Origin of the sequence: Thermomonospora sp. CIF 1, assembly GCF_001896795.1 — a bacterium.
Taxonomy (GTDB): domain Bacteria; phylum Actinomycetota; class Actinomycetes; order Streptosporangiales; family Streptosporangiaceae; genus Thermomonospora; species Thermomonospora curvata.
The window spans coordinates 1-18,730 of record NZ_MOYN02000025.1 but is presented as its reverse complement, the minus strand read 5'-3'; the positions used below and the strand labels follow the sequence as shown (position 1 = coordinate 18,730).

The window sequence follows — 18,730 nt, the reverse complement described above, 5'->3', positions numbered from 1 at the left end:
CCTCCTGGTGCGTGCTGACCGGTCCGGGCCGGACTCGGCATGCCAGGATCTCAGCCCGGCGGCCCGCCCCGAAACCCCGGCATCCGATAGTGCCGGATGAACCGCCCCACCGGGGGGAACATCCGGCACCCGTGCCGCGGCTCACTGAACCTTTGACAGCCGCCGTCTCCGCTATCTGGGGACGGGGACGGCGCTGTCAGGGACGATGCCGTGACCTGGCAGGCCACGCGCTGAAATAAGGCTCATTCCCGGTCGAGCGCGCTTTGCAGCTCCTGAAGCCGGCCGGGGGTGAAGGCCATGGCGACCACCCGGGCCTGCATCCAGGCGGGCTTGCGCAACTTGGTGCGGCGGTAGAAGTCCGACCACTGCGCGCCGGAGACCCGGCATTCGGCCCACACCGACTCAAGGCCGGTGGTGGTGGCGGTGGTGCTGCACTCGCCCAGCCGGCGGCCGGTCCGGGTGGTCTCGGTGATCCACACATAGACGCTGACCTGCGTGGACTCACTGCCCGCACCGGAGGTCCACAGCCGGACGCGGACGGTGCAGCCGGAGGCGTTGCCGTTCTTGCAGCCCTCGATCTTCTGGGGGCGCGAGGTCCTGGTGGTGTCCCAGGCGTCCTTCAGCTCGCCGACCAGGGAACGCAGCCGGCCGATCACGGCGTCGGCGTCGGACCCCGAGTGCGCGGTGACATCGGCGTTGAAGTAGGGAACGACGCTTTCGACCCGCAGCAGCCGGTCGTCTTCGGACACGTAAAAGGTGCCGGTGAGCGTGGTGATCTTCACCGCCGCGCGTCCCCGCAGCACGGTCTCGGTGTCCGAACGCACGGTGGCCTTGGTGACCGAGCGCATCTTGGCGGCCAGCGCCGCGGGAGTGAGGTGCTGCTTGAAAGAGAAGGTCAGGCGGTCGGAGGACAGCTTGCCCCACTGCTCACCGCTGCCGGGCAGGTCGTTGACGTTGGTGCTGCGCAGATGCTGCGCCCAGTAAGACCGGTCGGCCTTGACGAACAGCTCCTCACCGGTGTTCAGCAGGGTCATCCGCCGTCCCTGCCAGGTCACCGGGCCGGTGACCCGGCCGCTGGAGGTGACCTGGACCTGGCCGGAGATCCGTTCCGTGCCGAAGGTGCCCTGCAGGGTGAGCGCGCGGGCGGTCCCCAGCGAGCGGGCCGCGGCGGCCAGCCGTTCGGTGGGGGTCTTGTCCTCTTTGTTCAGCAGCACGACGAAGGCGGCGGCCAGGATCAGCACCACCACCAGCCCCCCGCCCAGCAGGATGGCCACCGTCGTCCCGGCGCCGGCCCGGCGCGGGGGCGGCAGCGGCGGCTGCGGGCCCGGCAGGCCGAACGGCGGTGGAGTCCCGGGAGCCGCGAACGGCGGCGGGGTGGTGCCCGGCTGGAACGGCGGCGGAGTGCCGGGCTGCTGCCCGTGCGGTTGGTCGGGCGGCGGCCACGAAGGGCCGCCTGGCGGTGGATTCCAGCCGGGGGGCGGTGGCGGGGGGCTGCTCATCGAAGCGCATTCCTTCCGGGGAGCGGACGTGCTGGAGCGTGCTTTCAGTGTGATGCAGGAACGGTCATTATGGTTTGTCCCCCTTTCCGCCCCTGTGCGTTGCCTGCTCCCCCCGGAACTTGCACGTCCTCGGGGATACTTGGCCGTGACGCCCGCAGAGCGCGGGGCCGGACGCAGACGGGAGGTGGCCGCGGTGGACTACTTCGGCTCGTACCTGGTCGTCGTGGTGCTCCTCCTGCTGGGCGGCGGCATCGTCGCCGGCGGGCTGGCGGTCAACCGGATGCTGCGGCCGCACCGGCCCACCCCGGAAAAGCTGATCACCTACGAGTGCGGCGTCGACCCGGTCGGCGAGGGCTGGGCGCAGTCGTACGTGCGCTACTACGTCTTCGCCTACCTGTATGTGGTCTTCGCCGTCGATGCGGTCTTCCTTTTCCCCTGGGCCACGGTGTTCTCGGCCCCCGGTTTCGGGACCACCACCCTGGTCGAGATGTTCGTGTTCCTGGGCTTCCTGTTCACCGGCCTGATCTACGCGGGCCGCAAGGGCGTGCTGTCGTGGCTGTGATCGCCGGCGGGGCCCGCGGGCCGGGACTCGGCGGCGACGCGCGGGGACTGTAAGAATGCATCGGTGAGCACCGTCGATCTGCCGCCGCCCGGCGTCGGTCCGCTGTCGCGGCTGGCCCCCAAGCCGATCAAGTTCGTGCTCAACTGGGGCCGCCGCTACTCGCTGTGGGTGTTCAACTTCGGGCTGGCCTGCTGCGCGATCGAGTTCATCGCCGCCTCGATGAGCAGGCACGACTTCATCAGGCTGGGGGTGATCCCGTTCGCCCCCGGACCCCGCCAGGCCGATCTGATGGTGGTGTCGGGCACGGTGACCGACAAGATGGCGCCCGCGGTCCGCCGGCTGTATGAGCAGATGCCCGAGCCCAAGTACGTCATCTCGTTCGGGGCCTGCTCCAACTGCGGCGGCCCCTACTGGGACTCCTACTGCGTGACCAAGGGCGTCGACCAGATCATCCCGGTGGACGTCTACGTCCCCGGCTGCCCGCCGCGCCCGGAGGCGCTGCTGCAGGGCATCGTCCGCCTCCAGGAGAAGATCGCCGCCGAGTCGCTGGGCGACCGGTACGGCGGTGGCGGCGAGCCGGTGGCCCCGCCGCCGCCCCCCGCGCCGCGGCAGGCCACCGTGCTGCGCCGCCCGATCCAGCCGCCGCCCCCGCCCCAGGAGCCGCCCGGCAGGCTGCGGCCCGTCCCGCCGGTCCCCAAGTGGGCCTCCGACGAGGACGCGTCCGCCGACTGGGCCCCGGCGGACCAGCCCACGGAGAAGCTGCCGGTGGCCGGGGCCGATCAGCCCACCGACCGGCTGCCGGTGGTCGGGCCCGCGGCGGACGCCGAGCGGACCGACCGGCTCCCCGCGGTCGGCTCTCCCGGCCGGGCCGAGGAGGCCGGGCCTCCCTCCGGCGTCCCAGAGCCCTCCCCGGACGCCCCGACCACCGAACTGCCCGTGATGCCGCCGCAGGGCGGCGCGGACCTGTCCTTCATCCCCGGTTTCGATGCGGAGGCCGACGAGGATGAACCCGGCGAAAGGCGGCGGGAGCGATGACCGCCGTGGACCCGGCCGCCGCCTGGGCCGAGCGCTTCGGCGAGGACGCGGTCGTGACCGACGCCTTCGGGCAGCCGGTGGTGGACGTGCCCGCCGCCTCCTGGCCGGCCGCCCTCGACTTCGCCCGGACGGAACTGGGCTATGACTACTTCGACTGGCTGACGGCCGTGGACGAGCTGGACGACGGCTTCCGCGTCGTCGCCCACGTCTACTCCCTGCGGCACCGCCGCCGCCTGCTGCTGCGCACCCTGGTGCCGCGCCGGGACCCGCGGCTGCCGTCGGCGACCGGCGTCTACCGGGGCGCCGACTGGCACGAACGCGAGACCTTCGAGATGTTCGGCATCGTCTTCGACGGCCACCCCGACCTGCGGCCCCTGCTGCTGCCGGACGGCTTCCAGGGGCACCCGCTGCGCAAGGACTTCGTGCTGGCCGCCCGGGTCGCCAAGCCCTGGCCCGGCGCCAAGGAACCCGGCGAGAGCGGAAGCGGCGCCCCCAGCCGCCGCCGCGTCCGCCCTCCCGGCGTCCCGGAGAACTGGGGGCCCCAGGCCGCCCCGGCCCGCTCCCGGCGCCCGGGGCCGCAGGCCGGGCGCGGCGGGCGGCCCCGGGGAACCGACGGAGGCGGCGATGCCTGAGCTCGCCGAGACGGTGCTCAAACTGGCGCTGCTGGCGGCGGCGTTCGCGGTGCTGCCGCTGCTGGTGGGACAGGCCGAGCACAAGGTCATGGCGCACATGCAAGGGCGGCTCGGCCCCATGTACGCCGGCGGGTTCCACGGCTGGGCGCAGCTGGTGGCCGACGGGGTGAAGTTCATCCAGAAAGAAGACGTCATCCCGCGCGACGCCGACCGGTGGGTGTTCAAACTGGCGCCCGCGGTGGCGCTGGTGCCCTACCTGGTGGTGCTGGTGGTGGTGCCGGTCGGGCCGGGCGGCCAGGTGGTGCTGGACCTCGGCGTGGGGCTGTTCTTCGCGCTGGCGGTGATGGGCGTCGGCGTGATCGGCGCGATCATGGCGGGCTGGGCCAGCGCCAACAAGTACTCGCTGCTGGGCGGGATGCGGGTGGCCGCCCAGCTGATGTCGTATGAGCTGCCGCTGGTGCTGGCGGCGGCGTCGGTGGCGATGGCGGCCGGCAGCCTGTCGCTGACCGAGATCGTCGCCGAGTGGCGCTGGTGGTGGCTGCCCTGGCAGGCGATCGGCGCGGTGGTGTTCTTCATCGCCGGGCTGGCCGAGCTGCGGCGGCCCCCCTTCGACATGCCGGTGGCCGACTCGGAGATCATCTTCGGCCCCTACACCGAGTACGGCGGGCTGCGCTTCGCATTGTTCCTGCTGGCCGAGTACGCCGGGATCGTGGTGCTGTGCGCGCTGACCACCGTGCTGTTCCTGGGCGGCTGGCACGGCCCGTTCCTGAACGAGCAGCTGGGCTGGGCGTGGACGCTGCTGAAGACGTTCGCACTGGCGTTCGTGGTGATCTGGCTGCGGGTCAGCTACCCGCGGCTGCGCGAGGACCAGCTGCAGCGCCTGGCCTGGGCCTGGCTGGTGCCGCTGGCGCTGCTCCAGCTGGCCCTCACCGGCATCGTCAAGATCGCCGTCGGGGCCTGAGGGCCGCGGCGCCGCCCGCCCGGACGCGGGTCAGGGCAGGAAGATCGTGTACTCGCCGAGCGTCGGCACCAGATGCGCCGGCAGGTCGGCGTCGACGGCCAGCTCCTCCACCGACACGAAAGGCCCCCGCTCCCGCCGCAGCCGGTCGATCCGCGCGGCCAGCTCGGGCGTCACGCCGGGCAGGGTGGCCAGCACGTGCGGCGGTGCGTGGTTGACGTCGATCAGCCCGCCGTCGTCGTAGGAGCGCGGCTGGTCGGGACGGCCGATGCCCAGCTCGCGGGCCAGCACGGGGTCCTCGGCGGCCAGTTTGCGCGCCCGCTCGCGCAGTTTCCGGCGGTGCTGGGCGGCCTGGACGGCCTGCTCGTTGCCGTCCGCCAGGGGAGGCGGGGAGGAGAAGACGCGCTTGCGGACGGCGAAGGCGTGCACCGTGCCGCCGAAGCACAGCAGCATCGCCAGCGTCGCGGCGATCGAGCCGGCCGTGCCCTCATCGTCGATGAACACCCACGCCACCGCCCAGATCGCCAGGTACGCGGCGGCGGACAGCGCCAGGTCCACCGTCCGGCGCCGGAAGGCGGCGTAAATGAACGCGAAAGGGGTGACGGTGCCGACGGAGATGAGCGGCAGGGACGCCCACAGGATGCTCGCGGCCTTGCGCTGCGGCCGCTGAGGGTGCGGCGGCGTTTTCGACGGCACCGGGAGGGGCTGCTGGGCGGGAGGAACCGAAGGGTTCGCGGAATAGCGGGGGTCACCCGGCACGGGACGCTGCGGGGGCTCCTGAAAGGGCTGATTTCCCGGCCACGCCATGAAGAGCTCCTAGCTGCCGAACACCGCACGACTCACTTCTGAGACGCCCGCCGGGCGGGCGACGTTCACATCCCCGAGCGCCGTAGGCAATCATGGGGCCGTGGCACGGGTACCGGGAGGCGGGCTGGCCAAAGGGCTGGCCGTCACATTGCGGACGATGACGCGGCGATCCGTCACGCGTCAATACCCCCAGGTGCGGCCCGACCTGCCGCCGCGCAGCAGGGGGGTCATCGCCTTGCTGGAGGAGAACTGCACCGTGTGCATGCTGTGCGCACGCGAGTGCCCCGACTGGTGCATCTACATCGACTCCCACAAGGAGACGCTGCCCGCCGAGGGCGGCGGACGCCCCCGCACCCGCAACGTCCTGGACCGTTTCGCGATCGATTTCGCGCTGTGCATGTACTGCGGGATCTGCGTGGAGGTCTGCCCGTTCGACGCGCTGTTCTGGTCGCCGCAGTTCGAGTACGCCGAGTACGACATCGCCGAACTCACCCACGAAAAAGACCGGCTGCGCGAGTGGATGTGGACGGTGCCGCCGCCCCAGGCGCATGATCCGGCGGCCGAGACCCCCAAGGAGGTGACGGCCGCCGAGCGGGCCGGCCGCCGCGCCGCCATGCGACGGGGCGGGCCGCGATGACCGCGGCGGAGGTCGTCTTCGCGTTGCTGGGCGTGGTGGCGGTGGGCTCGGCCGTGTTGGTGGTGACCACCCGGCAGCTGGTCCACGCGGCGCTGTGGCTGGTGGTCGCCTTCGGCGCGCTGGCCGGCTGCTACCTGGTGCTGACCGCCGAGTTCGTGGCCTGGACGCAGGTGCTGATCTACGTCGGCGCGGTGGTGGTGCTGCTGCTGTTCGGGATCATGCTGACCCGCGCCCCGATCGGCCGGGTGCCGCGTTCGGGCGCGGACGACCCGCTGGACTCCGGTAACCGCTGGGCCGCCCTGGCCGTGGCGCTGGCCACCGCCGCCGTCCTGGTCACCGTGCTGGTGATGGGGTTCAAGGACGCCTACATCGACCTGGAGGCCGGCGGGGGCGGGGCCGAGCCGCTGGGCGGCAGCCTGTTCCGCACCTGGGTGCTGCCGTTTGAGGTGCTGTCGGTGCTGCTGCTGGCCGCCCTGGTCGGCGCCATCGTGCTGTCCCGCACCGACATCGGCGCCCGCGACGAGGAAGACGACGGGGAAGGGGACGGTTGATGCACGCCGCCTATCCCGTGGTCGTCGCGGCGCTGCTGTTCTCCGTGGGCGTGTACGGGGTGCTGGCCCGCCGCAACGCGATCTTGGTGTTGATGTCGGTCGAGCTGATGCTCAACGCCGTCAATTTGAACCTGGTCGCCTTCGATGTGCTGTGGCGCGACCGGCTGCACGGCGGCCAGGTGATGACCCTGTTCACGATTGTCATCGCCGCCGCCGAGATCGGCCTGGGCCTGGCGATCGTGCTGCTGGTCTTCCGCAACCGGCGGATGATCGAAGTGGACCGGCTGCGCACCCTCACCGAGCAGACCGCCCCCGCGGGAGAGGAGACGCCGCAGGAGCCCCGGCGGCCGGCGGCCGCGGCGGCGCGTGAGGGGGACACCGCATGATCACCCTCGCCGCGCTGGCGACCCTGCTGCCCTTCCTGGCCGCCTTCGCCGGCATGCTGCTGGGCCCGTGGACGTCCCGGCTGCTGGGCGCCGCACCCCCGGCTGCGCAGGCCTTCGGGACCGCTGACGGCGCCGGGCGCTCTGGAGCCGGTGGCCCGGAAGCCGGGGAACTTTCCAAGACCTCTGCCGAAGACACTGAGACCCCGGGAACCGCCGGGACGTCCCCGGAACCGGAGAAGACATCCGCCGAGGCGCCGACCATGCCGCTGCCGGTGAGCGGACCGGAACCGGCCGCCCCGGCCCGGTACGCGGCAGGCGATTCGGCCCTGCGCGGGCTGCCGCGCAACGGGCCCGCCCTCATCGCCTGCCTGCCGATGGCCGTGGCGACCGTGCTGGCGCTGATCGTGGCGGTGGCGGTGTGGCGCCACCCCGGCGTCCGCACCGGCACGCTGACCCTCATCCCCACCGGCACGATCGACATCGCGCTCGGGCTGCGGGTGGACGGCCTGGCCGCGCTGGTCGCCCTGATGGTCTGCGGCGTGGCGCTGGCCGTGCAGCTGTACTCGGTCGCCTACATGGCCGAGGACCGGCGCTACTCCTCCTATGCGGCGTTCATCTCGCTGTTCACCGCCGCGATGCTGCTGGTGGTCTACTCCGGCGACCTGCTGGTGCTGTACGTCGGCTGGGAGGTCATGGGGGTCTGCTCCTACTTCCTGATCGGCCACCACTGGCAGGAGCGGGCCAACTCGCGGGCGGCGGTCAAGGCGTTCCTGATCACCCGGCTCGGCGACGTCGGCTTCCTGATCGGGATCTTCGTCCTGGGCGTCGGCGCGGGCACCTTCTCCATCGGCGGGGTGCTGGAACGCCTCCCCGACCTGCCCCAGGGCACGGTCACCGCCGCCACGCTGCTGCTGCTGGCCGGGGTGGCCGGCAAAAGCGCCCAGTTCCCCCTGCACACCTGGCTGCCGGACGCGATGGCCGGCCCGACGCCCGTCAGCGCGCTGATCCACGCGGCGACGATGGTGGCGGCCGGGATCTACGTGGTGGCCCGCCTCTATGCGGCCTTCGCCGCCTCGGCGGCCGCGCTCACCGTGCTGGGCGTGCTGGCGGTGATCTCCATGCTGGGCTCGGCGCTGGCGGCGCTGGCCCAAGACGACCTCAAACGCGTCCTGGCCTACTCCACCATCAGCCAGCTCGCCTGCATGGCGGCGGGGCTGGCGGTGGGCGCCCCCGTCGCCGCGATCTTCCACCTGGTGGCGCACGGGGCGTTCAAGGCGCTGCTGTTCCTGGCCGCCGGGTCGGTGATCTTCGTGACCGGTTCCGGCCTGCTGCGCCGCCACGGCGGGCTGCGCCGGGCGATGCCGGTCACGTTCTGGGCGATGACGATCGGCTATGCGGCGCTGGTCGGCCTGCCCCCGGTCAGCGGGTTCTTCAGCAAGGACGCCATCGTGGGGGCGGCCTGGCACGCGGCCGCGCACGGAGAGCGGCCGGCGCACCTGCCCGGCGGCGTGGCCTGGCTGATCTGCCTGGCGCTGCTGGCCACCGTCGCGGTGACCGCCGCCTACGCCATGCGCGCCTGGCTGATGACGTTCTTCGGCGAGCCCCGCGCGGCGTTCCCGGCGCGTGAGGCGCCGCCGCTGATGACCTGGCCGGTGGCGGCCCTGGCGGTGCCCGCCGCACTGCTGGGCTTTTTCGGGCTGGGCGCGCCCGAGCTGCGTCCGCATCCGCTTTCGGCCCTGCTGTCGCTGCTTGCGGCCGCCGCCGGGGCCGTTGCGGTCTACCTGGTGTGGAACCGGGACCCGGCGGCCGACCCCGCCGGTGGGCTCGGGCCGCTGCGCCGGGTCCTCGAGCGCGCCTTCTATGTGGACGAGGTCTATGCCGTGCTGGTCGTCCGGCCGGTGCGGGCGGCGGCGCGGGCCGTCCTCGCCGTGGACCGGCGCGGCATCGACGCGGCGGTGGTGGGCGTCGCCGGCCGGTCGCGCCGGGCCGGCGGGCTGCTGCGGCGGACGCAGACCGGTGATGTGCAGACCTACCTGACGGGCCTGCTGGCCGGTGTCGTGGTCATCGCGGTCGGGGTGGTGGTCTTGCTGTGATCCTGCTCGTCATGCTGGCGGTGCCGGCACTGGGCGCGCTGGCGCTGCTGCTGCCCGCCGCCCGCTTCCTGCCCACCGACACCGCCGTCCGCCGCTACGGCGCGGCCGTCACCGGGATCACACTGCTGCCGGCGCTGCTGGCCGCGGCGGCCTTCGACCACGGCGACCCGCGCCGCATGCAGCTGGAGTTCGACCGGGCCTGGGCGCCGGCCATCGACCTGCGCTTCCACCTGGGCGTGGACGGAGTGTCGCTGCCGCTGGTGCTGCTGACCGCGCTGCTGACGTTCCTGTGCCTGGTCTACACGCTGCGGCACCCCCCGCAGGGCGGCTCGGCCCGGCTGCTGATCGCCTCGGTGCTCGTCCTCGAAGTCGGCATGCTCGGCACGTTCGTCGCGCTCGACCTGCTGCTGTTCTTCGTCTTCTTCGAGGTCGTGCTGATCCCCATGTACCTGGTGATCGCGCTGTGGGGCGGCGCCGGACGCCGGGCGGCGGCCTGGAAGTTCATCCTCTACACGCTGCTGGGTTCGGGCCTGCTGCTGGCCGGGCTGCTGGTGGTGGGGACGAACGCGGGCACCCTCGACATGACCGCGCTCGCCGAGGCCCCCGGCCAAGGACTGACGCGCACCGCGCAGATCACGGCGTTCGCGCTGATCGGGCTGGGCCTGGCGATCAAGGTGCCGATGTGGCCGCTGCACACCTGGCTGCCGGACGCCCACACCGAGGCGCCCACCATCGGGTCGGTGCTGCTGGCCGGGGTGCTGCTGAAGATGGGCACCTACGGGCTGGTCCGCATCGCGCTGCCGGCGGCCCCGGAGGGGGCGGTGGTGTGGGCGCCGTGGCTGGGGCTGATGGCCGTGATCGGGATCGTCTACGGCGCACTGGCCTGCCTGGCCCAGCGCGACCTCAAACGGCTGATCGCCTACTCCTCCATCGGCCACATGGGCTTTGTGCTGCTGGGCATCGCCACGCTCACCCCCGTCGGGGTGAACGCGGCACTGCTGGGCAACATCGCCCACGGCCTGATCACCGGGCTGCTGTTCTTCCTGGCCGGCGGCGTCAAAGACCGCTACGGCACCGGGGAGCTGGACTCCCTGGGCGGCGGGATGCTCACCAAGGCCCCGCTGCTGGCGTCCTTCCTGACGTTCGCCTCCGTGGCGAGCCTGGGACTGCCCGGCCTGGCCGGCTTCTGGGGCGAGATGCTGGCGCTGCTGGGCGCCTACCGTCCCGCTGAGGCGCTGCCGCGGGAGACGTTCGTGACGTTCATGGCGGTCGGCGCGCTGGGCGCGGTGCTGACCGCCGCCTACTTCCTGCGGCTGCTGGCCAAGATCACCCACGGGCCGGTGGCCGAGCACCGCCGGCGGGACGCGCTGCCGGGGCTCACCTTGGCCGAGTACGCCGCCTGGGTGCCGCTGGTCGCGCTGACGCTGCTGGTCGGCCTGTGGCCCAAGCTGCTGCTCGACCTGACCACCGCCCCGGTCACGGCACTGCTGGGAGGCGGCTGATGACCGCCGTCCATTCCGCCGCCGGGCCGGCTCGTCGTCCGAAGGCGGGTTCCACGGGGAGGCGTGGATGATCCAGTCGATCGACTACGCGGCCATCGCGCCGCCGCTGATCGTGGCGGTGGCGGCGATCGGGCTGCTGCTGGCCGACGCCTTCGGGGCGTCCGCCCGGCTGCTGGGCGCGGCCTCCTGCGGCGCGGTGGGGGCGGCGCTGGCCGCGGTGGCGGCGCTGGCGGCGGGGGACCGGCGGGCCACCTTCTGCCTGCCCGAAGGGCTGCGCGCCGGCGGGCCGCCGTCGTGCTCGTACGTCACCGACGACTTCACGCTGGTCTTCCAGGGCGTGGTGCTGCTGGCGGCGCTGGTGGTGGTGCTGCTGTCACTGGAGGAGATCACCGCCCCCGGGGCGCGGCTGCCGGCCGGGGAGTTCCACTTCCTGCTGCTGGCCGCCATCGCCGGGGCGCTGACCCTGGTGGCCGCCCGGGACCTGGTGCTGCTGGTGGTGGCGCTGGAGACGCTGTCGCTGCCGGTGTTCGCGCTGGTGGCGCTGCGCCGCCGGGACGGGGTGGCCACCGAGGCGGCGCTGAAGCTGTTCTTGGTCTCGGTGACCTCCACCGCGGTGATGCTGCTGGGGGTCAGCCTGGTCTACGGGGTGACCGGCGCCATGCACCTGGACCGGGTGGCCCCGGCGCTGGAACGGGTCCCCGGCGAGCTGGAGCCCGTTGCGGCGCTGGGCGTGGTGCTGGTGCTGGCGGGCTTCGCCTTCAAGGTCGCGGCGGTGCCGTTCCACTTCTGGGCCCCGGACGTCTACCAGGGGGCGCCGCTGCCGGTGGCGGCGTTTTTGTCGGTGGTCTCCAAGGCCGCCGCCTTCGCCGGGCTGGCCATCGTGGTCGCCCTGGGACTGCCCGCCTACGCGCACGTGTGGGGGCCGGTGCTGGCCGTCCTGGCGGCGGTCACCATGACGGCGGGCAACCTGGTGGCGCTGCGGCAGCGCTCGGCGATCCGGCTGCTGGCCTGGTCGTCCATCGCCCAGTCCGGCTACATGCTGGCCCCGCTGGCGGTGGGGGACCGGCGGCTGCCGGAGGCGGTGGCGGCCACCGTCGCCTATGTGGCGATCTACGCGGTCATGAACATCGGGGCGTTCGCCGTGGTGATCGGGTTCCGCCGCCGCGCCGGCGCCCCGCCCGCCGGGCCGGCCCCCGCCTGGGACTCCCTCGACGACTACCGCGGCCTGGCCCGGCGCCACCCGGGGACGGCCGCCGCCATGGCGTTCTTCCTGATCTGCCTGGCCGGGCTGCCGCCGGGGGTGATGGGCCTGTTCGCCAAGATCGTCGTCTTCCGGGCCACCGTGGCCGGCGGGGTGACCTGGCTGGCCGTGGTCATGGCGGTCAACACCGTGATCGGCCTGTACTACTACCTGGCCTGGGCGGCCCGCCTCTTCGCCGCGCCCGCCGGCCGGGTGGGGCCGATGCCGCGCACCCCCGCGCTGCGGGCGGCCATCGCCGCCGCCGCGGCCGGCGCCCTGGTGCTGTCGGCGGCCCCGCAACTGGTGCTGCAGGCGGCGTCCGCCACCATGTGACCGCCCCGCCGCAGGGAACGTTTATCGAGGTCAGACCGTTGTCTGAACGATTGCGCCGCAAGGGTTTCCGCCATGGGCGAAAACCCCGGCTCGGTAACCGGGAGGCCGACGGAAGTGCAGTTCAACGCTGTCAAGACGGCCGTTTTGCTCGGCGCGCTCTCGGCGCTGATGCTGACGGCGGGCTGGGCGCTGGGCGGCAGGGCGGGCTTCGCCGTCGCGTTGGTCCTCGCCTTGGCCGTCAACGGCGTCTCCTACTTCTTCAGCGACCGCATCGCGCTGCGCGCGATGCGCGCCCATCCGGTCAGCGAGGTCGAGGCCCCGACGCTGTACCGGCTGGTCCGGGAACTGTCCACCGCGGCCCGCCGGCCGATGCCCCGGCTGTATGTGTCGGAGACCCTGCAGCCCAACGCCTTCGCCACCGGGCGCAACCCGCGCAACGCCGCCGTCTGCTGCACCCGCGGCATCCTGCGCATGCTGGACGAGCGGGAACTGCGCGCGGTGCTGGGCCATGAGCTCTCCCACGTCTACAACCGCGACATCCTGATCTCCTCGGTGGCCGCGGCCCTCGCCACCGTCATCACCTCCCTGTCCCACCTGGCGATCTTCCTGCCGGTCGGCCGCTCCGAGGACGAGGAAGGGCCGGGGCTGCTCGGCGCCCTGCTGATGATGATCCTGGGGCCGATCGCCGCCGGCATCATCCAGCTGGCCGTCAGCCGGACCCGCGAGTACCAGGCGGACGCCTCCGGGGCCCGCCTCACCGGCGACCCGCTGGCCCTGGCCTCGGCGCTGCGCAAGATCGAGGCGGGCACGCAGGCCATGCCGCTGCCCCAGGACCCGCAGCTGGCCTCCGCCAGCTCCCTGATGATCGCCAACCCGTTCCGCGGGGCCGGCATCGGCAACCTGTTCTCCACCCACCCGCCCACCGCCGAGCGCGTCGCCCGCCTGGAACGCATGGCGGGCCGCCGCTGAGCCGGCGCACGACGGCTTTTCAGGGCCTTTTCAGGGCACGGTGAGGACCACCGGGCCGTCGGCGGTGATGGCCACGGTGTGCTCGAAGTGGGCGGCGCGGCTGCCGTCGGAGGTGACGATGCTCCAGCCGTCGGCCAGCGTGTAGCCGTGGTCGTCCCCGCCCTCGTGGAACATCGGCTCGATCGCGATGGTCAGCCCCTCCCGCAGCCGCAGGCCGCGCCCGGGGCGTCCTGTGTTGGGCACCGAGGGCTCTTCGTGCATCGCGGTGCCGATGCCGTGCCCGCCGCAGCCTTCGAGGATTCCATAGCCGGCCTCCCGGCCCACCTGCTCCACCGCATGGGAGATGTCGCCGATGCGCGCACCGGGCCGGGCCGCCTCGATTCCCCGCTCCAAGGCCCGCTTGGTGGCCTCCATCAGGCGGGCTGCCCCCGCGTCGGGCGGCCCGATCGAGATGGTGATGGCCGCGTCCCCGTGGTAGCCGCCGACCTCGGCGCCGCAGTCGATCGACAGCAGGTCGCCCTTGCGCAGCCTGCGCCCGTCCGGGATGCCGTGTACGACCACCTCGTTGACCGACAGGCACAGCACCGCGGGGTAGGGGGTCGGCGCGAACCGCGGCCGGTAGTGCAGGAACGACGGCCGCGCCCCGTGCTCCTTGATGCAGCGCGCCGCGATCGCGTCCAGTTCCGCCGGCGTCACACCGGGCTCGGCCGCCGCGGCGACCCGCTCCAGGGTGATGGCGACCACCCGGCCCGCCTCCCGCATCACCGACAGTTCGCGGGGGCTCTTGTAACTCACCATGACGGGTATTCTAATACCAGTATTTTTATCCTTAGTAGAGTCGTCGCCATGGTGCGTACCCCGCTGACCGAAGAAGAGCGCGACCGGGGCAGGGCCCTCGGCCGGGCATTGCGCGCCGCCCGCGGATCGCGCAGCGCCGCCGCCGTGGCCCAGGAGGCCGGCATCTCCCTCGACACCCTCCGCAAGATCGAACGCGGCGCCATCGCGGCCCCGGCCTTCTTCACCGTCGCCGCCCTGGCCCGCGTCCTCGACCTCGACCTCGGGGCGCTGGCCCGCACCCTGATGCCGGACGACTCCGCCGACCGGCAGACCCCACTGGCCGGCTGAGCCGCCGAACCGGCCGGTGCAGACCCGGCGGCTCCCGCCATGACCCGGGACTTTCCGCAGACCCCTCAGCGGCGGGCCGCTCTTTCGCCGACCGCTTCGGAAAATTTCACGGCCGTCTCGAACCTCCCCGGCCGCCCCTGCATCACAACGAACGAGGGCGCGCCGGACAGCCTTTGGCGGGGTACGGCTCCCGGCGCGCCCCCTTTGCGTCTCCCGGGGCCGTGAGCGGCGCGGCCGACGCCCGGGACGCCACGCGGCCGGTGCGCCCCCTCCCCTTGGCGACCCGGCCGCGTGGTCTGCGAATCCCCGTGGCGGTTTCTCAGCGGTAGTTGACGAACTGCAGCGCCACGTCCAGGTCCTTGCTCTTCAGCAACGCGATCACCTTCTGCAGGTCGTCCTTCTTCTTGGAGCTGACCCGCAGCTCATCCCCCTGGATCTGGGCCCGCACCCCCTTGGGCCCCTCCTCCCGGATGATCTTGCTGATCTTCTTGGCGTTCTCCTGGGAGATGCCTTCCTTCAGCCCGACGTGCAGCTTGTAGACCTTCCCCGACAGCTTGGGCTCCCCGGCGTCCAGCACCTTCAGCGAGACGCCCCGCTTGACCAGCTTCTCCTTGAGCACATCCAGGATCGCGTTGGCCCGCTCCTCGGTGTTGGCCTGGATCTCGATCCCGTCCCCGGACCGCTTGATCCCCGCGTCGACGTTGCGGAAGTCGAACCGGGTGGCCACCTCCTTGGCGGCCTGGTTCACCGCGTTGTCGACCTCCTGCCGGTCCAGCTTGGAGACGATGTCGAACGACGAGTCCGCCACGGAACAACCCCTCTCAATGCTCACAACGCCTGTGCGGCCAGCCCGGGCCACGTAGCGACCAACCCTAGTCAGCCGCCCCCGCCGACGACCTTCACCGCCTTCGATGTCACGAGTACTCGCCAGGTCCGCTAAGCTTTGTCCGTCGCCATCGGACGACACACCACGGCGGGTTGCCCGAGTGGCCAATGGGAGCGGACTGTAAATCCGTCGGCTTCGCCTACCCAGGTTCGAATCCTGGACCCGCCACCAGCAGCCAAAGCGGCCCTTCACCAGGAACAACACCGGTGAAGGGCCGCTTTGCGTTGTTGCCGCGAGTCTCCGCCAGTGACCGTGACTCACCGCCCGTACGGGCACGCTTGGGGCACGCCCGGGGCACGCCCTCGACGCCGGGGTGATCCTTTCCTCACCTTGTCGTGTCCTCCGCTCGGCCTAGACTGCTGTCGGTCACATGGCGGACAACAGATAGGGGACTCATGGTTCAAGATGCCATCCCTCCCCAACCGCAACACTCAGATGACGCCTTGAGAGTCTCCCGGCTCACGGAGCAGATGGCTACCGCCTCACAGTCCGAGCGGCCCGCCCTGCTAGTCGAGCTGCTCGCTCCGAAAACGTCCGCTGATCCTGCGGACTGGATCATTGATCTCGTGACTCTTGTCGAGGAACACGGGTTTTCCCTGCCCCAGATCCGGCTTGCGGCGACTGACCTCGCCTGGCTAGCGCGCACGAACGGTCAGCGGTACCCGAACGAGGATGATCGAGGGCGCGTCCTCGCCGCGTCTGATAGTCGTACGGCGCGGCTCTGCCTCGCGTACATCACGGGCCAGCGTCTACGCTTCGATTTCAAGTTCGAACAACTTCATCGTGCGTGCGTAGAATGGCTGCAAGAGTTCGGCGATGACGCCCTAGTGATTGCTCTCGCTGCGTTTGCAGCTCTCGGTTCGCGTGCATCGAACGGACTAAGTCTTTTTCAGCGTGCGGTTGACGCGCCGGATGCTGACGTCAAGAGCAACCAAGTAGCTCTGACGGGCATATGGTTCGCGGATCACCTGCCGGAGCAACCGCAACTTTTGCTGCGCCTCTCTGATGAGATGATGGCACGTGGCCAGGAAGACCCAATCGTCTACTATCGGCGGGCGACGGCGTATCGCAAGCTCCGGCGGTTCGATGACGCGCTTTACGAGATCGACCGCGCCATCGATGGTTTGGCCGTGGGGGATAACCTCGTTCACGAGCAGCTTGCTCAAGAGCGTCGGGCGATCATCCTCTCTCGCGACTTGCAGCGGCAGATTGACGAGAGTGCGCAGATCCTTTCTGAGAGGATCACTGCTCGGATTGACGAGCGGATCTCTGAGGCGTCGGCAGAGATGGAGCAGCGCATTAACGAGGCTTCGGCGAGGCTCGCGCAACGCGTTGACGTGGCCCAGGAAATGGTGACCTCGGGCCTGCTTAAAATGGTGGAGATCCTCGGCCTTTTCGTCGCGCTCATTGGCTTTCTCGCTGGATCCGCTACGGTTGTACTCAAGGCGCGCGGCTTCGGCCAGCAGGCCGTCGCGATGGCGGTGGTCGTGGTTGGGACCCTCACCTTCTTCGGTCTGCTACGGCTCATCGTGGGGCTGAGGCGCCGGGCACGCTCTAGCTGAGGGGTAGCCGGCTACCTGTTCCCCCGTCCATGCTGTGTTGCCTGGTAGGGCTATGCTTGGGTGCTAGCTCTCGACGAAGGTGGGGCGACGGTGACGGAAGCCAATACCAAGATCTACCATCCGGAGATCATCTGCCCTCAGCGGACGATCGGTAGCCGGACGTTCGACTTCTCGCGCCAGGTTGCCGTCATGGCGATAATCAATCGCACCCCTGATTCCTTTCACGATCGGGGCCGTACCTTCGCCCTTGAAGCCGCCGTGACGGCCGTCGAGAATGCGATCATCCATGGTGCCGACTGGCTCGACATCGGCGGCGTGCCGTTTGCTCCGGGACCTCCGGTAAGTGAGGCAGAGGAAATCGACCGCGTTGTTCCCGTCATTGAGGCAGCTCGTGCCCGTACCGACGCGGTGATCAGTGTCGAAACGTATCGCCCGGAAGTGGCTCGTGCCGCATTCGCTGCGGGCGCCAACGTCCTGAACAACACGAGTGGTCTGCATGACCCGGCTTTGGCTGACGTGGTTGCCGAGGCAGGTGCCGGTCTCATCATCACGCACAGTCTCGCCGAGCCTCGTACGCCTTACCCTCGTCCCACCTACAACGATGTGGTGACCGAGGTCGCCGAGTTTCTGAGAGCTCGCGTCGCTCTTGCGGAAAGTCGTGGCGTCCCCGCTGACCGCATCATCATCGATCCGGGGCATGACCTCAACAAGAACACATATCACTCGTTGGAGCTGACCCGACGCCTGCCCGAGATCGCTGAGATAGGCTACCCACTGCTAGTGGCGGTCTCTAACAAGGACTTCATTGGAGAGACGGTCAACCGTGAGCAGTTGGACCGCATAGAGGCAACAATCGCTACCGTTTCGGTCTGCATCATGCAGGGCGCGCGAATCGTCCGTGTGCATGACGTCGCTGAATTGGTTCCTGCCGTCCGGATGGTTGAGTCGATCCTAGGTTGGCGCCCTCCGGAACTGGCCCGGCACAACCTGGTGTGACCACAAAGAAGAACGATCACCGACTACCGTGAGTTCGGGCCGGAGTGCTCATTCGCGCGAACGGCGCGCAAGGTGTGACAGACAGTATCGCGCGAATGAGCACTCCGGGGCGCGGGGGTCTGGGGGCGGTGGAGCCCCCAGAGTCGCGCTCGCCGTTCGGCGTCGTCATGGGCGTGCTCTCGTCCACGGACGACCGGCCCGGCGCGGCGGGACCGGACCGGAGAGGCCGCACGCCCGGCGCGCCGGGGCGGGCGGCCGCCGGCGGCGCGAAGCGCCGCCCTTGACCACGTAGAGAAAGTTCTCATCCGCGTGTCTCCACGAGGTGTTGCGCACTGCTGACTGCGCTCTCGTGAGTGCTGGCCTGGCTTGAGAATGACGCACGCCCCGCCTTCCTCCGCGCCAGGAAGACGGGGCGTGCATGGTGAGGGCAGAAGCACCGTGCTGCTAGGGCGCTGTGCTACTGCCCTGGCGCACTGGTCGTAGATCCATAGCAGGCGGAACGCGGGCCGGAGCCAGAACCGGAGTCAGGCAGGAGAGTGGGGCGCGTCGCGCGCCATCGGTCCCCTGCTGACTCGCTGTCCTGGATGTCTGCGTGCCAGTGTCGAGGGGCTGCGGAGATCAGGGCCTCAAGCGCGTCGTCGGCAACGGCCTCGTCGTCGCCGTCGAGGGCGGCAACCAGCAACCCCCACAGCTCCCGCGTGATAGCGGTCGTTTCGTGTGTGCTCACTGTTCCCCCTAGGCAGTCGGAGGGCCAAGCCTGCGTCGTTGGGGTTGAAGGATTGGCTGCTGTCCCCGTCGTTGGTGGGGAGGGGCGGGGTGGGGCGGGTGTCGACGCATCCCAGCAGCGTCGAGACGACGTCCCAGCTCAGCGGGAGTCGCCGCCTCAATCAGACGGTCGCCATCGTTGCTGCAGATGGCAGCCCACCAGTGCAGGGTGTGCGTGCCGACCCAGACCAT

At 70.9% G+C, this 18,730-nt stretch carries 18 protein-coding genes and 1 tRNA gene; 15 read left to right on the top strand and 4 right to left on the bottom strand.

Annotated features, from left to right (window positions below):
• Positions 1-242 precede the first annotated feature (242 nt).
• Positions 243-1,499 carry a hypothetical protein gene (locus BUE48_RS21885; protein WP_286990874.1) on the bottom strand — a complete coding sequence of 419 codons (1,257 nt, stop codon included), beginning with the start codon at positions 1,497-1,499 and terminating at the stop codon, positions 243-245.
• A gap of 145 nt (positions 1,500-1,644) precedes the next feature.
• Here BUE48_RS21885 and BUE48_RS21880 point away from each other — a divergent pair, with 145 nt between their 5' ends.
• The 4 genes from BUE48_RS21880 to nuoH all read left to right on the top strand — a co-directional run bounded on the left by BUE48_RS21880 (position 1,645) and on the right by nuoH (position 4,689).
• The gene (locus BUE48_RS21880) at positions 1,645-2,061 is read left to right on the top strand and encodes an NADH-quinone oxidoreductase subunit A (protein ID WP_245536916.1); all 417 of its coding nucleotides are present in this window, start codon (positions 1,645-1,647) and stop codon (positions 2,059-2,061) included.
• 63 nt (positions 2,062-2,124) lie between these two features.
• On the top strand, positions 2,125-3,096 hold the full coding sequence (gene nuoB, locus BUE48_RS24620) for an NADH-quinone oxidoreductase subunit NuoB (protein WP_286990873.1): 972 nt from the start codon (positions 2,125-2,127) through the stop codon (positions 3,094-3,096).
• Positions 3,093-3,728, top strand: a complete 636-nt coding sequence (locus BUE48_RS21870; protein WP_012854696.1) for an NADH-quinone oxidoreductase subunit C — start codon at positions 3,093-3,095, stop codon at positions 3,726-3,728. Before nuoB ends, BUE48_RS21870 begins: the two co-directional genes overlap by 4 nt.
• Positions 3,721-4,689: an NADH-quinone oxidoreductase subunit NuoH gene (gene nuoH, locus BUE48_RS21865; RefSeq protein ID WP_012854695.1), complete on the top strand. Its 969-nt coding sequence runs from the start codon at positions 3,721-3,723 to the stop codon at positions 4,687-4,689. The genes BUE48_RS21870 and nuoH overlap by 8 nt, the downstream gene beginning before the upstream one ends.
• Before the next feature lie 30 nt (positions 4,690-4,719).
• On the opposite strand, the gene BUE48_RS21860 is transcribed toward nuoH, so the two are convergent.
• Positions 4,720-5,382 carry a ComEA family DNA-binding protein gene (locus BUE48_RS21860; protein WP_286990870.1) on the bottom strand — a complete coding sequence of 221 codons (663 nt, stop codon included), beginning with the start codon at positions 5,380-5,382 and terminating at the stop codon, positions 4,720-4,722.
• A gap of 211 nt (positions 5,383-5,593) precedes the next feature.
• Between BUE48_RS21860 and BUE48_RS21855 the strand changes: the two genes are divergently transcribed.
• The 7 genes from BUE48_RS21855 (at position 5,594) to htpX (ending at position 13,204) form a co-directional block, all read left to right on the top strand.
• Entirely contained in the window at positions 5,594-6,130 is a 537-nt protein-coding gene (locus tag BUE48_RS21855; protein ID WP_012854693.1) for a NuoI/complex I 23 kDa subunit family protein, read from the top strand.
• Positions 6,127-6,681, top strand: a complete 555-nt coding sequence (locus tag BUE48_RS21850) for an NADH-quinone oxidoreductase subunit J family protein (protein ID WP_012854692.1) — start codon at positions 6,127-6,129, stop codon at positions 6,679-6,681. The genes BUE48_RS21855 and BUE48_RS21850 overlap by 4 nt, the downstream gene beginning before the upstream one ends.
• Positions 6,681-7,067, top strand: a complete 387-nt coding sequence (gene nuoK, locus BUE48_RS21845) for an NADH-quinone oxidoreductase subunit NuoK (RefSeq protein WP_012854691.1) — start codon at positions 6,681-6,683, stop codon at positions 7,065-7,067. Before BUE48_RS21850 ends, nuoK begins: the two co-directional genes overlap by 1 nt.
• A complete protein-coding gene (locus BUE48_RS21840; protein ID WP_286990869.1) occupies positions 7,064-9,160 on the top strand; it encodes an NADH-quinone oxidoreductase subunit 5 family protein in 2,097 nt (698 codons plus the stop codon). Before nuoK ends, BUE48_RS21840 begins: the two co-directional genes overlap by 4 nt.
• On the top strand, positions 9,157-10,662 hold the full coding sequence (locus BUE48_RS21835; protein WP_041440217.1) for a complex I subunit 4 family protein: 1,506 nt from the start codon (positions 9,157-9,159) through the stop codon (positions 10,660-10,662). Before BUE48_RS21840 ends, BUE48_RS21835 begins: the two co-directional genes overlap by 4 nt.
• Before the next feature lie 67 nt (positions 10,663-10,729).
• Positions 10,730-12,235: an NADH-quinone oxidoreductase subunit N gene (locus tag BUE48_RS21830; protein WP_012854688.1), complete on the top strand. Its 1,506-nt coding sequence runs from the start codon at positions 10,730-10,732 to the stop codon at positions 12,233-12,235.
• A gap of 114 nt (positions 12,236-12,349) precedes the next feature.
• Complete coding sequence (htpX, locus tag BUE48_RS21825) at positions 12,350-13,204, top strand: zinc metalloprotease HtpX (RefSeq protein WP_012854687.1); 855 nt, start codon at positions 12,350-12,352, stop codon at positions 13,202-13,204.
• Between the two features lie 30 nt (positions 13,205-13,234).
• Here htpX and map read toward each other — a convergent pair whose 3' ends face one another.
• The gene (gene map / locus BUE48_RS21820) at positions 13,235-14,002 is read right to left on the bottom strand and encodes a type I methionyl aminopeptidase (RefSeq protein WP_012854686.1); all 768 of its coding nucleotides are present in this window, start codon (positions 14,000-14,002) and stop codon (positions 13,235-13,237) included.
• 48 nt (positions 14,003-14,050) lie between these two features.
• On the opposite strand from map, the gene BUE48_RS21815 reads away from it, so the two are divergent.
• A complete protein-coding gene (locus BUE48_RS21815) occupies positions 14,051-14,329 on the top strand; it encodes a helix-turn-helix domain-containing protein (protein WP_012854685.1) in 279 nt (92 codons plus the stop codon).
• A 319-nt stretch (positions 14,330-14,648) separates the two neighbouring features.
• On the opposite strand, the gene BUE48_RS21810 is transcribed toward BUE48_RS21815, so the two are convergent.
• Complete coding sequence (locus BUE48_RS21810) at positions 14,649-15,137, bottom strand: YajQ family cyclic di-GMP-binding protein (RefSeq protein ID WP_012854684.1); 489 nt, start codon at positions 15,135-15,137, stop codon at positions 14,649-14,651.
• 164 nt (positions 15,138-15,301) lie between these two features.
• On the opposite strand from BUE48_RS21810, the gene BUE48_RS21805 reads away from it, so the two are divergent.
• The 3 genes from BUE48_RS21805 (at position 15,302) to folP (ending at position 17,773) form a co-directional block, all read left to right on the top strand.
• Positions 15,302-15,386 (top strand) — tRNA-Tyr (locus BUE48_RS21805).
• Between the two features lie 299 nt (positions 15,387-15,685).
• Positions 15,686-16,777 carry a hypothetical protein gene (locus tag BUE48_RS21800; RefSeq protein WP_286990868.1) on the top strand — a complete coding sequence of 364 codons (1,092 nt, stop codon included), beginning with the start codon at positions 15,686-15,688 and terminating at the stop codon, positions 16,775-16,777.
• Between the two features lie 90 nt (positions 16,778-16,867).
• Positions 16,868-17,773, top strand: coding sequence for a dihydropteroate synthase (gene folP / locus BUE48_RS21795; protein WP_286990867.1), 906 nt, complete (start codon positions 16,868-16,870; stop codon positions 17,771-17,773).
• Positions 17,774-18,730 lie beyond the last annotated feature (957 nt).